Origin of the sequence: Microbacterium sp. Leaf159, from assembly GCF_001423615.1 — a bacterium.
Taxonomy (GTDB): Bacteria; Actinomycetota; Actinomycetes; order Actinomycetales; family Microbacteriaceae; genus Microbacterium.
In genome coordinates this window covers 123,777-136,824 of the sequence record NZ_LMOU01000001.1, presented here as the reverse complement: position 1 = coordinate 136,824, position 13,048 = coordinate 123,777, and the positions used below count along the sequence as shown (strand labels likewise).

Here is a 13,048-nt window from a genome sequence, read left to right as displayed (position 1 = left end):
GCCGTTGAAGCCATGTCGGGGCGACAGGAGTTGAACCTGCGACCTCCCGCTCCCAAAGCGGGCGCTCTACCAAACTGAGCTACGCCCCGGGGAATCCGCATGCAGATTCAGCCCCACCGAGTCTAACGGACACGAGCACCTCCGTCAGTCCGCTATGATCGATGAGTCGGCACAGTCCTCCCGGATCAGGCCGACAACGGGGCTGTAGCTTAGTGGTAAAGCCTCTGTCTTCCAAACAGATGATGCGAGTTCGATTCTCGTCAGCCCCTCACTCCGAAGGCCCCCGCAGACGCGGGGGCCTTCGACGTTTTCCCGTTCAGCGGGCGTTCTTCTGGCAGAGTCGAGATACGCAGGTCCCGACCGGAGGTCCCCACCGAATGTCTGCTCCCCACGACTTCTCCGAGCCCTCACCCGGAGGCCATGTCCTCCCCGCGCACATCGCGAGCGCGTTCCCCCAGGCACCGCGGCCGCGCAAGAGGAGGACGGGACTCCTCATCGGCATCATCGGCGCACTCGTCGCCGTCGCGGTCGTGGGATCGCTGCAGATCACCGCGAATCTCGGGTACGACGACACGCGCGCGGAGTTCGACGGCGCGAGGGAAACCGCTCAGGACACGATCGCAGAGGTCACGCTCTCGTCCGACCGGCTCGTCTCGACCTCCGACACCGCGACCCTCCTGCTCGACAGCGATTCTGGCGTGCTCGCAGACCCCACCGCGAAGGAGGCGCTGGCGGCGTCGATCACCGAGGCCGCCGACACCTCGGCGTCCGCCGATCAGGTGCTCGACACCGCGCTGCCGGATGAAGGCTCGAAACCCGTCTTCTTCTGGGAGCTGTTCGGTGCATCAGAGGGACTCCGGCTCGACATCCAGGATCTCGAGGATCTCGACTCCGAGCTCGCCGAGGAATCCCCCGCGCTCGCTGAGGCGGAGACGCTGGTGACGGATGCCGGTCTCGCGTTCCTCGGCTCCGCTGCGACCGCGGCCGCTTCGTTCGAGGTCGCTCACGTCTCCGCCAAGAACGACGACGTCATCGCACTGCGTGACGCCGCCTCCACTGCCGCCGGAGCCTCCGCTCTCGACGACTCCGCCGTCAGCACGTTCGTGGCTCTCCAGGACGCCGCCGCACAGGTCGTCGCCTCCGAGAGCGCGGAACTGAGCGAGAAGGCCGGTCCTCTGCAGGGCGTGCGGCTCGAGATCGAGGCGTATGCGCGGTCGCTGGCACCAGGTGTGCTGCTCGAGTTCGACTGGAACCAGATCGTGAACAATGCCGGCGAGAACGGGAGCATGGGCGGCCTGACGACCTGGTGGTGGGATGAACCCGATCGAGCGGTGATCGAGCTCTCGAACTCGGTGGCCGAGCAGTGGCCGGCCGATCGCAGCAAGGCACTCGTCGCGCACGAGGTCGGCCACGCCATCAGCGTGAAGTGCGAGGACATGTACGACTCGTCGACGCAGGACAGCATCGAGAAGTGGGCCACCGCGTGGGCCATCAGCATGGGGTTCACGGACGACGCGAACGGCGTCTGGGCGTACGGCTACCCGCCGCAGTCCTATATCGACGCCGCGGCCGGATGCCGCTGAGACCGCCGCCGGATACGGAAGAAGCCGTCGCGATCAGATCGCGACGGCTTCTTCTCTGAGATCAGATCGAGGTCACTGGCCCCGACGCTCACGCAGCTGGGTGAGCGCGTCTTCGAGAAGCTGGACGGCTTCCTCGTCGGTACGACGCTCCTTCACGTACGCGAGGTGCGTCTTGTACGGCTCCGCCTTCGCGAGCGCAGGCGGGTTGGCCTTGTCACGCCCGGCAGGCAGCCCGGACTGCGGGTGGTCGATGGTCTCGGGGATCTCCTCTTCAGGAAGACCCGCCGCGAAGTAGCGGACCGTCTCGTTGCCGAGACCGTCCCAGTAGGACACCGCGATGCGGTCGGCGTGGTAGCCGTGGTCCTGCTCGCCCATGGGGCCGGAACCGACACGGGTCCCTCGGATCGCATTGCCGCCGGTAGCCATCAGATCACCTCGAACTTCGTGATGAGACCGAGCGCGACGATCGACACGAACCACGCCAGAGCGAGGATCACGGTGAAACGATTGAGATTGCGCTCAGCGAGACCCGACGAGCCCACAGCCGACGTCATTCCGCCACCGAACATGTCGGACAGGCCGCCACCGCGACCCTTGTGGAGGAGGATGAGGAGAGTCAGCAGGACGCTGGTTATGCCCAGCACCACCTGCAGGACGAACTCGAGAATTTCCACGAGGAAGAGCCTTTCGCTGGGGCAGGATTGCCCCGGTAACGGTCAAGTATACGGTGCGGCGGGGCCGGAGCCCCGCCACACTCACACGCCGACGTGCTTCTCGAACCGGATGATCGCGGCGAATTCGTCGACCACGAGGCTCGCGCCTCCGACGAGTGCGCCGTCGACATCGGGCTCACGCATGTAGCTCGCGATGTTCGCCGACTTGACCGATCCGCCGTACAGGATCCGGGTGCGCGCCGCAGCGTCGTCACCGAGGACCTTGGCGATCACCGTGCGCAGCGCAGCGCAGACATCCTGCGCCTGCTGCGGCGTCGCTGCCTGGCCGGAGCCGATGGCCCAGACCGGCTCGTACGCCACGACGATGTCGGCATCCTTGGAGAGCCCCTGCAGAGCAGCCTCGAGCTGTCCGGCCGGAACCGCGCTCGCGCCGAACTTCTCGAGATCCTCCGCGGTCTCGCCCACGCAGATCACCGGCGAGAGGCCGTGCTTGAGCGCGGCCTTCGTCTTCGCTGCGACGACCTCGTCGGATTCCGCGTGGTACTCGCGGCGCTCCGAATGGCCGATGATGACGTACTTCGCGTCGAGCTTCGCGAGGAACGCTCCCGACACCTCACCGGTGTATGCACCGGAATCGTGTGCCGAGATGTCCTGCGCGCCGAGCGCGAACGGGATCTTGTCCGCGTCGATCAGCGTCTGCACGCTGCGGATGTCGGTGAAGGGCGGGAACACCGCGACCTCGACCGAGCCGTCCTCGTGCTTGGCGTCCTTGAGCGTCCAATGCAGCTTCTGCACGAATGCGACCGCCTGCAGGTGGTCGAGATTCATCTTCCAGTTTCCCGCGATCAGCGGGGTACGGGCGTTCAGGCCCATCCGAGCACCTCCAGGCCGGGTAGTTTCTTTCCCTCGAGGAACTCGAGGCTGGCGCCGCCGCCGGTCGAGATGTGACCGAACTGGTCGTCGGTGAAGCCGAGCTGACGCACGGCCGCAGCCGAGTCGCCACCGCCGACGACACTGAGACCGTCGACCTCGGTGAGCGCCTGCGCGACGGCCTTGGTGCCGCCCGCGAAGGCCGGGAACTCGAACACGCCCATCGGGCCGTTCCAGAACACGGTCTTGGACCCGCGGATGACCTCGGCGAACCGAGCGGCCGTGTCCGGACCGATGTCCAGGCCGATGCCCGATGCACCGAAAGCGGTGCTCTCGATGGCATCGGCTGCCGTGACCTCGTGCTCGGCGTCGGCCGAGAACGAGGATGCGACCACCACGTCGGTCGGGAGCACGAGCTCCACGCCGCGCTTCTCGGCCTCGGCGATGTAGCCGCGGACGGTCTCGAGCTGATCCTCTTCGAGGAGGCTGGATGCCACGGCGTGGCCCTGTGCCTTGAGGAAGGTGAACAGCATCCCGCCGCCGACGAGGATGCGGTCGACGCGCGGGAGCAGATGCGAGATGACGCCGAGCTTGTCGCTCACCTTCGACCCACCGAGCACGACCGCGTACGGGCGCTCGGGGTTCTCGGTGAGGCGATCGAGCACGTCGAGCTCTGCCGCGATGAGCAGACCGGCGGCCGACGGCAGCAGCTGGGCGAGGTCGTAGACGCTTGCCTGCTTGCGGTGCACGACACCGAATCCGTCGGAGACGAGGACGTCTCCGAGTTCTGCGAGCTGAGCCGCGAAGGCGCCGCGCTCGGCGTCGTCCTTCGAGGTCTCCCCCGGGTTAAACCGCAGGTTCTCGATGACGACGATGCCGCCGTCCTCGAGCGAGGCGACTGCCTCCTGCGCCGACTCGCCGACGGTGTCGCGAGCGAACGCGACCGGCTTGCCGAGCAGCTCGGACAGTCGCTGGGCGACCGGCGCGAGGCTGTACTGCGGGTCGGGCGCACCGTCGGGTCGTCCGAGGTGCGAGCACACGACGACGCGGGCGCCCGCGTTGATCAGTGCATTGAGGGTCGGCAACGAGGCGCGGACACGGCCATCGTCCGTGATGATCCCATCCCGCAGGGGGACGTTGAGATCACAACGGACGATGACGCGCTTGCCCTCGAGCGAACCCAGTGAATCCAGGGTGCGCAGAGTCATGGGAGATGTCTCAGAGACGCTCTGCCACGTACTCGGTCAGGTCGACGAGACGGTTGGAGTAGCCCCACTCGTTGTCGTACCAGCTGGAGACCTTGACCAGGTTGCCGCTGACGTTGGTCAGCGTGGCGTCGAAGATCGACGAGTGCGGGTTGTGCACGATGTCGCTCGAGACGATCTGGTCTTCGTTGTACTGCAGGAAGCCGGCCAGGCGACCGTCGGCAGCAGCCTTCTTGTAGGCCTCGTTGACCTCTTCGACCGTGAGGTTCTCACGGTCGGTGATCAGCGTGAGGTCGACGATCGAGCCGGTGGGAACCGGCACGCGGTACGACGAGCCGCTCAGCTTGCCCTGGAGCTCGGGGAGGACCTCGCCGATCGCCTTGGCAGCACCGGTGGATGCCGGGGTGATGTTGATGGCGGCGGCGCGAGCACGACGCAGGTCGCTGTGCGGGCCGTCCTGCAGGTTCTGGTCTGCGGTGTAGGCGTGAGCCGTCATCATGAAGCCGCGGTCGATGCCGAACGCGTCGTTGAAGACCTGTGCCAGCGGTGCGAGGCAGTTGGTCGTGCACGAGGCGTTGGAGATGATGTGATCGGTCTCCGGGTTGTACGTGTCCTCGTTCACGCCCATGACGAACGTGCCGTCGACGCCGGTGCCCGGTGCCGAGATGAGGACCTTCTTGGCGCCTGCCTCGATGTGCTTCTTGGCGAGCTCGGCCTTGGTGAAGAAGCCGGTCGACTCGATGACGATGTCGACGCCCAGCTCGCCCCACGGGAGACCGGCGGGGTCGCGCTCGGCGAACGCCTTGATGGCCTTGCCGTTGACCGTGATGCTCTCGTCGTCGTAGCTGATGTCAGCATCGAGGACGCCGCCCACCGAGTCGTACTTCAGAAGGTGGGCAAGGGTCTTGTTGTCGGTGAGGTCGTTGACAGCGACGATCTCGATGTCCGCTCCCTGCGCGAGAGCCGCGCGGAAGTAGTTGCGTCCGATACGGCCGAAGCCGTTGATACCGATCTTGACAGACACTCAGGTCTCCCTGTTTCTCGTGCGCTGTGCGCAGCAATCGTGCGTGCGCGGTGCGCGGGGGTTTTTGGCTGAGATGGCGTCCCGACGAGACTAGGCCCGTCGGGACGCGACCCGATTACGACAGTACCAGCAGGCCGTTCGTCTTCTCGCGGGCTGCCTCGAAGCGCTGAGCGACGTTCTCCCAGTTGGCGATGTTCCACGCGGCCTTGACGTAGTCGGCCTTCACGTTGAGGTAGTCGAGGTAGAAGGCGTGCTCCCACATGTCGAGCTGGAACAGCGGCACGGTGCCCGCTGCGGTGTTCGACTGCTGGTCGAACAGCTGCTGGATGATCAGGCGCTGCCCGATCGAATCCCAGCTGAGCACCGACCAGCCGGAGCCCTGGATGCCGAGGGCGTTGGCGGTGAAGTGCGCCTGGAACTTCTCGAACGAGCCGAAAAACTCGTCGATCGCGGCCTTGAGCTCGCCTTCGGGCTGTCCGCCGCCGGTCGGCGACAGGTTCGTCCAGAAGATCGAGTGGTTGACGTGACCGCCGAGGTTGAACGCGAGGTCCTTCTCGAGCTTGTTCACGTTGGCGAGGTTGCCGCTGTCACGGGCCTCGGCGAGCTGCTCGAGGGCGGTGTTCGCGCCGGCGACGTAGGTCGCGTGGTGCTTGTCATGGTGCAGCTCCATGATCTTGCCGCTGATGTGCGGCTCGAGGGCTGCGAAGTCGTAGGGAAGGTCGGGGAGCGTGTAAATCGCCATGTCGCTTTCATCCAATCCGCGCCGCGCCGCGGCGCTTGCCGATCCTCTGCGCCGCCGAGGTGCGGCGTAGAGCGGACTTAACTCATCCTAGTGACGACAACGTGTCGCCGACCCTGATCCTTCCCCCATATGACGAAGCGAGGCGACCCCTTGACAGGGATCGCCTCGCTCATGTCGACGGAAGCGCTCAGACGTCGAGGCCTGCGGGCACCGCGGCCTCGGTGCCCGGGATGCCCTCCTGCTGCGCACGCTTGTCAGCCATGGCCAGAAGACGACGGATGCGTCCGGCGACGGCATCCTTGGTCATGGGCGGGTCGGCGTGGTGACCCAGCTCGTCAAGGCTCGCGTCGCGGTGCGCGAGACGGAGCTCCCCGGCGATCTTGAGGTGGTCGGGCACCTCGTCGGCGAGGATCTCGAGCGCTCGCTCGACCCGGGCGCAGGCGGCGACGGCAGCCTGCGCGGAACGACGCAGGTTCGCATCGTCGAAGTTCACGAGACGGTTGACACCCGCGCGGACCTCGCGGCGCTGGCGCATCTCCTCCCACGTGACGGCGGTCTTCTGCGCGCCCATCTCGCTGAGGATCGTGCGGATCGCCTCACCCTCACGGACCACGACGCGCGGCATGCCGCGCACCTCGCGTGCCTTCGCAGCCACACCGAGACGGTGCGCGGCACCCACGAGAGCCATGGCCGCTTCGGACGAGGGGCACGCGACCTCGAGCATGGCCGATCGGCCCGGCTCGCTGAGGGTTCCTGCGGCGAGGAACGCACCTCGCCAGAGGCCTGCGATCTCGGCGCGAGACCCGGTGGTCAGGCGGTTGGGCAGGCCGCGGACGGGGCGACGACGCTGGTCGAGCAGCCCGGTCTGGCGAGCGAGCGTCTCGCCCGACGCGATGACCCTGACGGCCCAGCGGGCGCCGTCGTTCGCCGTGCTGGACTGCACCTGCGCGATCTCGGGCCGAACACCGTAGATCTCGGCGAGGTCGCGAGCGACGCGCTGCGCGAGGATCTCGGCATCCACCTCTGCTTCGACGGCGACCCGCCCGGCGATGGAGTGCAGTCCGCCGGCGAACCGGAGGATCGAGGTGACCTCCGCCACACGCACCGTCGGGGGTGCATTACGGATGCTGACCAGCTCAGCCTTGACGTCGGTGGTTAGTGCCACGACACTCCTCTACGCTCACGCGCCGGATCGCGACGCAAACCTCCAGCCTACTCTGACGGAGGCTCCTGCTATTCCCTGCCGAGGTCCCGATGACGCACGTTCACGGCCACGCCGGGGAAGGCGGCGAGCCGACGAGCCAGCTCCTCCACCATGGCGACCGAGCGGTGCTTGCCGCCGGTGCAGCCGATCGCGATCGTCGAGTGGCTCTTGTTCTCGCGCTGATACCCCTCGAGCACCGGTGTGAGAGCCGCCGTATAGGCGTCGAGGAACTCGGTGGCGCCCTCGCGGGACAGCACATAATCTCTGACGGGCTCGTCCTTGCCGGTGAGTCCGCGCAGCTCCTCGTTCCAGAACGGGTTGGGGAGGAATCGCATGTCGGCGACCAGATCGACGTCCGTCGGCAGTCCGTACTTGAAACCGAAGCTCATCAGCGTCACGCGATGGCGAGCAGCGCCCTCTTCTGAGAACAGATCCGAGACCTGAGTGGCGAGCTGATGGATGTTGAGGGCAGATGTGTCGATGACCAGATCGGCGGATTCCCTGATCGGAGCGAGTTTATGACGCTCGATGCGGATGCCGTCGAGCAGCGTGCCGTCTCCCTGGAGCGGTTGCGGTCGGCGCACCGACTCGAACCGCCGGACGAGCACGTCGTCGGAGGCGTCGAGAAACAGCACCCGGACGGACCCGCGTGATCGCAGTGCCCGAGCGACTCCGGGAAAGTCGTCGAAGAGATTGCGTCCTCGGACATCGACCACCGCGGCGACCTTGGGCAGCGCGGTGCCGCCCATGTCGGTGAGGTCGAGCAGCGGGCGCAGGATCTGCGGTGGCAGGTTGTCGACGACATACCAGCCGAGATCCTCGAGTGCGTTCGCTACCGTCGTGCGTCCAGCGCCCGACATGCCCGTGACGATGAGGAACTCGCCCTTTTCCCCGTCAGCCATGGTTACTCCTTCTCCCCCGCATGCACCAGCCTAGCGAGTGGAGAGATGCGTATGGATGTTCTGAGCCAGCACGGGGCCGATCCCCTGCACCTCTTCGATCTCTCCTGGCGCCGCAGCCCGGAGTGCCGTGACGGATCCGAAGTGCTTGAGGAGGACCTTGATCCGGGATGCGCCGAGACCTGGGACCTCGGAGAGCACCGACGAGATGTCGTTCCTGCGTCGCTTGCGCTGATGCGTGATCGCGAAGCGGTGGGCCTCATCGCGCAACCGCTGGAGCAGGTAGAGGGACTCGCTGGTGCGCGGCAGGATGACCGGGAAGTCCTCGCCGGGAAGCCAGATCTCCTCGAGCCGCTTCGCGATGCCGCACACAGCGATCTCGGTGTGCCCGGCGTCGCGAAGGGCCCGCGCTGCCGCCTCGACCTGCGGCTGACCGCCGTCGACGAGCAGCAACTGGGGCGGATAGGCGAACCGCGGTTTGCGCTTGACCTCGACGACGACCTCCTCCAGGCCGTCGTCGGTCTCGCCGGCGACCGCCACGACCGCTGCAGGCTCGTCGGCCTCCTCCGGGCGATCGAGATATGCGAGGCGCCGACGGAGCACCTGGTACATCGAGTCGGTGTCGTCGGTCGTCTCGGGGATGTTGAACGATCGGTACTGGTCCTTGCGCGGAAGACCGTCTTCGAAGACGACCATCGAGGCGACCACGTTGGTGCCGCCGAGGTGCGAGATGTCGAAGCATTCGATGCGCAGGGGCGCTTCGGTCAGACCGAGCGCATCCTGCAGGTCGGTCAGGGCCTGGGTGCGCGCGACGTAGTCGCTCGTGCGTCGGGTCTTGTAGCGGATCAGCGCCTGCTGGGCATTGAGGGTCGCCGTGCGCATCAGGTCGGCGCGCTGACCGCGCTGGGCGACCGCGATCTCGACCTTCTTGCCCCGTCGCTCCCGCAGCCACACCTCGAGTTCGGCCGCGTCATCGGGAAGCGAAGGCACCAGGATGCGCCGAGGCACGTCCTGCGCATCGCCGTAGGCGCGCTGCAGCACCTGGTCGACGAGCTCGGCGCCGGAGATGTCGATCTCCTTCTCGATCGTCATCGCGCGGACACCGCGCACGCGTCCACCACGGATCACGAAGTGCTGCACGGCGGCCGCGAGCTCGTCTTCCGCGATGCCGAACAGATCCGCGTCCTCGTCGGTCGCCAGCACCAGCGCGCTCTTTCCGAGCACGGCCTCGATCGCCGAGAGCTTGTCTCGGTACTTGGCCGCGGCCTCGTAGTCCATCGCCGCGGATGCCGCGAGCATCCTGGTGGTCAGCTCGCGCGTGAACCGCTCGTCACCGCCGGCCATGAACGCGACGAAGTCGTCGACCATCGCGCGGTGTTCTTCGATGGTGACGGTCATCGAGCACGGCCCACCGCACTTGCCGATCTGCCCCGGGAAGCACGGTCGCCCCGTCTGCATCGCCCGCTTGTAGCTCGAGTCGCTGCAGGTGCGGATGGGAAAGGCCTTGACCATCAGATCGATCGTCTCGTGCACCGCCCAGACCTTGGGATAGGGGCCGAAGTATCGCGCACCGGGGATCTTGCGATTCCGGGTGACGATCACCCGAGGGGCCTCATCTCCCAGGGTGACCGCCATGAACGGATACGACTTGTCGTCTTTGTACCGCACGTTGAAGGGCGGATCGAACTCCTTGATCCACATGTACTCCAGCTGCAGCGAATCGACGTCGGTCGACACGACCGTCCACTCGACAGACGAGGCCGTGGTCACCATCCGCCGAGTGCGCTCGTGCAGCGTGCGCAGGGGCGCGAAATAGTTCGACAGGCGCTGACGCAGGTTCTTGGCCTTGCCCACGTAGAGCACGCGGCCGTCGGCGTCGCGGAACCGGTACACGCCGGGGTTGGTCGGAATCTCACCGGCCCTCGGCTTGTACGGCAGCACGTCGGCCATCAGCTGGCCTTCTTCGCGGCGCGCCCCTCACCCAGGATCTCGGCGAGGAACTGACCTGTGTGGCTGTCCTCGACCCTGGCGATCTGCTCGGGAGTGCCGGTCGCCAGAATCTCACCACCACCGGAACCGCCCTCCGGTCCGAGATCGATGACCCAGTCCGCGGACTTGATCACATCGAGGTTGTGCTCGATGACGATCACCGTGTTGCCCTTGTCGACAAGACCGTTGAGCACCTCGAGCAGCTTGCGCACATCTTCGAAGTGCAGACCGGTCGTCGGCTCGTCGAGCACGTAGATGCTGCGACCGTTGCTGCGGCGCTGGAGCTCGGTGGCGAGCTTGACGCGCTGCGCCTCACCGCCGGAGAGAGTCGTCGCCGACTGACCGAGACGCACGTACCCCAGGCCCACGTCGACGAGGGTCTTCATGTACCGGTGGATGGCCTGGATGGGCTCGAAGAACTCCGCGGCCTCTGCGATCGGCATCTCGAGCACCTCGGCGATGTTCTTGCCCTTGTAGTGCACCGAGAGCGTGTCGCGGTTGTAGCGCTTGCCATGGCACACCTCGCAGTCGACGTACACGTCGGGGAGGAAGTTCATCTCGATCTTGATCGTGCCGTCTCCCGAGCACGCCTCGCAGCGACCGCCCTTGACGTTGAAGCTGAAGCGCCCTGGCTGGTAGCCGCGGACCTTCGCCTCGGGCGTCTCGCTGAACAGCGAGCGGATGCGATCGAACACACCGGTGTAGGTCGCGGGGTTGGAGCGCGGGGTGCGGCCGATCGGCGCCTGGTCGACGTGCACGACCTTGTCGAGGTTGTCGAGCCCCGAGACTCTCGTGTGCTTTCCGGGCACGGTGCGCGCACCGTTGAGCCGTGACGCGAGCACCTGGTAGAGGATGTCGTTGACCAGCGACGACTTGCCCGATCCGGACACGCCCGTGACGGCCGTCAGGACGCCGAGCGGGAAGTTGACACTCACGTTCTTGAGGTTGTTCTCGCGGGCGCCGACGACGCTCAGCATGCGCTTCTTGTCGAGCTTGCGACGCTTCGCGGGGGTGGGGATCTCGCGACGACCGGAAAGGTACTCCCCCGTCATCGAGTCCGGCGCGTCGAGCAGAGCCGAATACGGCCCGGAGTGCACGACCTCGCCGCCGTTCACGCCGGCGCCGGGGCCGATGTCGACGACCCAGTCGGCCGCCTCGATGGTCTCTTCATCGTGCTCGACGACGATGAGCGTGTTGCCCAGATCGCGGAGCTTGAGCAGAGTGTCGATCAGGCGCCGGTTGTCGCGCTGGTGGAGGCCGATCGAGGGCTCGTCGAGTACGTAGAGCACGCCGGTGAGCCCGGATCCGATCTGGGTGGCCAATCGGATGCGCTGAGCCTCGCCGCCGGAGAGCGAACCGGCCGAGCGGCTGAGGTTGAGGTAGGACAGACCGACCTGCAGCAGGAAGTCGAGTCGCAGGCGGATCTCGCGCAGCACCTGTGCCGCGATCTTGGCCTCACGATCGGTGAGCGTCAGCGTCTCCATGAAAGAACGGGCATCGGCGAGGCTGAGGTGCGACACCTCGGCGATCGAGTGACCGTGCACCTGCACCGCGAGCACCTCGGGCTTGAGCCTGTTGCCGTCGCACACCGGGCACGGCACCTCGCGGAGGTACTCGCCCCAGCGCGAACGCTGCGTGTCGGACTCGGCCTGCGCGTACTGCCGCTCGATGTAGGGGACGACGCCCTCGAAGCCGGAGGCGTAGCGCATCTCGCGCCCGTACCGGTTCTTGAACTTGACGGTGACCTTGTAGTTGTCGCCGCGGAGGATCGCGTCCTGCACGTCGACCCTGAGGTCCTGCCACGGAGTGTCGAGCGAGAACTTGAGGTCGTCGGCCAGACCCTCGAGCAGTCGCTCGTAGTACTGGAAGAGCCCCTTGCCCTGCGTGGTCCACGGGACGATCGCACCCTCGCGGATCGATAGCTCTTCGTCGCCGAGCATCAGGTCGATGTCGACAGACATGCGCGTGCCGAGTCCCGAGCAGGCCGGGCAGGCGCCGAACGGCGCGTTGAACGAGAAGGTGCGCGGCTCGATCTCGGTGAGCGAGAGCGCGTGCCCGTTCGGGCATGCGAGCTTCTCGGAGAACGACTGCCAGGCGTCGTCGCCCTCTTCGTCGACGAAGTTCACCTGCACCACGCCACCGGCCAGCCCGAGTGCGGTCTCGACCGAGTCGGTGACGCGACCGAGGATGTCGTCAGCTGCCACGAGACGGTCGACGACGACCGCGATGTCATGCTTGTAGCTCTTCTTGAGCGTGGGCGGCTCGGCGAGCTGGATCAGGTCGCCGTCGACGATCGCGCGCGAGTACCCCTTGGCCCCGAGCTCACGGAAGAGGTCGACGAACTCGCCCTTCTTCTGCGAGACGATGGGCGCGACGATCTGGTAGCGGGTGCGCTCAGGCAGCTCCATGAGCTGGTCGGCGATCTGCTGAACGGTCTGGCGCTGGATGCGCTCTCCACACTCGGGGCAGTGCGGGATGCCGATGCGGGCCCAGAGCAGGCGCATGTAGTCGTAGATCTCGGTGATCGTGCCGACCGTCGACCGCGGGTTGCGGTTGGTCGACTTCTGGTCGATCGACACCGCAGGGCTCAGCCCCTCGATGAAGTCGACGTCCGGTCGATCGACCTGGCCGAGGAACTGCCGCGCGTAGGCGCTCAGCGATTCGACGTAGCGACGCTGCCCTTCGGCGAAGATCGTGTCGAACGCGAGACTGGACTTTCCCGATCCGGACAGGCCGGTGAACACGACGAGAGAGTCGCGTGGGATGTCGATGTCGACGTTCTTGAGATTGTGGACGCGGGCACCGCGAACACTGAGTTTTCCTGGGGTTGCAACCGGGACGATAGGCACTGATCAAGT

11 protein-coding genes and 2 tRNA genes are annotated in these 13,048 nt (G+C 66.4%); 2 read left to right on the top strand and 11 right to left on the bottom strand.

The window, feature by feature from the left end; all coding sequences use genetic code 11:
- Positions 1 to 15 precede the first annotated feature (15 nt).
- A tRNA-Pro gene (locus ASF80_RS00660) sits at positions 16 to 89 on the bottom strand.
- 109 nt (positions 90 to 198) lie between these two features.
- Between ASF80_RS00660 and ASF80_RS00655 the strand changes: the two genes are divergently transcribed.
- Together ASF80_RS00655 and ASF80_RS00650 are read left to right on the top strand one after the other, a co-directional pair.
- Positions 199 to 269 (top strand) — tRNA-Gly (locus ASF80_RS00655).
- Between the two features lie 108 nt (positions 270 to 377).
- Positions 378 to 1,583 (top strand): hypothetical protein, encoded by a 1,206-nt coding sequence (locus ASF80_RS00650; RefSeq protein ID WP_056307095.1) that lies wholly within the window; start codon positions 378 to 380, stop codon positions 1,581 to 1,583.
- A 72-nt stretch (positions 1,584 to 1,655) separates the two neighbouring features.
- Here the strand turns inward: ASF80_RS00650 and ASF80_RS00645 are convergent, their stop codons facing one another.
- The 10 genes from ASF80_RS00645 to uvrA form a co-directional block, all read right to left on the bottom strand.
- Entirely contained in the window at positions 1,656 to 2,009 is a 354-nt protein-coding gene (locus ASF80_RS00645; RefSeq protein WP_056307093.1) for an RNA polymerase-binding protein RbpA, read from the bottom strand.
- On the bottom strand, positions 2,009 to 2,257 hold the full coding sequence (gene secG, locus ASF80_RS00640) for a preprotein translocase subunit SecG (RefSeq protein ID WP_053096652.1): 249 nt from the start codon (positions 2,255 to 2,257) through the stop codon (positions 2,009 to 2,011). Before secG ends, ASF80_RS00645 begins: the two co-directional genes overlap by 1 nt.
- An 81-nt stretch (positions 2,258 to 2,338) precedes the next feature.
- Positions 2,339 to 3,130, bottom strand: a complete 792-nt coding sequence (gene tpiA / locus ASF80_RS00635) for a triose-phosphate isomerase (protein WP_056307090.1) — start codon at positions 3,128 to 3,130, stop codon at positions 2,339 to 2,341.
- Positions 3,121 to 4,335, bottom strand: a complete 1,215-nt coding sequence (locus ASF80_RS00630; RefSeq protein WP_056307088.1) for a phosphoglycerate kinase — start codon at positions 4,333 to 4,335, stop codon at positions 3,121 to 3,123. The genes tpiA and ASF80_RS00630 overlap by 10 nt, the downstream gene beginning before the upstream one ends.
- A gap of 10 nt (positions 4,336 to 4,345) precedes the next feature.
- Positions 4,346 to 5,356 carry a type I glyceraldehyde-3-phosphate dehydrogenase gene (gap, locus tag ASF80_RS00625; protein WP_053096657.1) on the bottom strand — a complete coding sequence of 337 codons (1,011 nt, stop codon included), beginning with the start codon at positions 5,354 to 5,356 and terminating at the stop codon, positions 4,346 to 4,348.
- A gap of 115 nt (positions 5,357 to 5,471) precedes the next feature.
- On the bottom strand, positions 5,472 to 6,098 hold the full coding sequence (locus tag ASF80_RS00620) for a superoxide dismutase (protein WP_056307086.1): 627 nt from the start codon (positions 6,096 to 6,098) through the stop codon (positions 5,472 to 5,474).
- Between the two features lie 187 nt (positions 6,099 to 6,285).
- A complete protein-coding gene (gene whiA / locus ASF80_RS00615) occupies positions 6,286 to 7,263 on the bottom strand; it encodes a DNA-binding protein WhiA (protein WP_056307084.1) in 978 nt (325 codons plus the stop codon).
- 68 nt (positions 7,264 to 7,331) lie between these two features.
- Entirely contained in the window at positions 7,332 to 8,204 is an 873-nt protein-coding gene (rapZ, locus tag ASF80_RS00610) for an RNase adapter RapZ (RefSeq protein ID WP_056307082.1), read from the bottom strand.
- Between the two features lie 30 nt (positions 8,205 to 8,234).
- A complete protein-coding gene (gene uvrC / locus ASF80_RS00605) occupies positions 8,235 to 10,151 on the bottom strand; it encodes an excinuclease ABC subunit UvrC (RefSeq protein WP_056307080.1) in 1,917 nt (638 codons plus the stop codon).
- Positions 10,151 to 13,039, bottom strand: coding sequence for an excinuclease ABC subunit UvrA (gene uvrA / locus ASF80_RS00600; protein WP_056307078.1), 2,889 nt, complete (start codon positions 13,037 to 13,039; stop codon positions 10,151 to 10,153). Before uvrA ends, uvrC begins: the two co-directional genes overlap by 1 nt.
- Positions 13,040 to 13,048 lie beyond the last annotated feature (9 nt).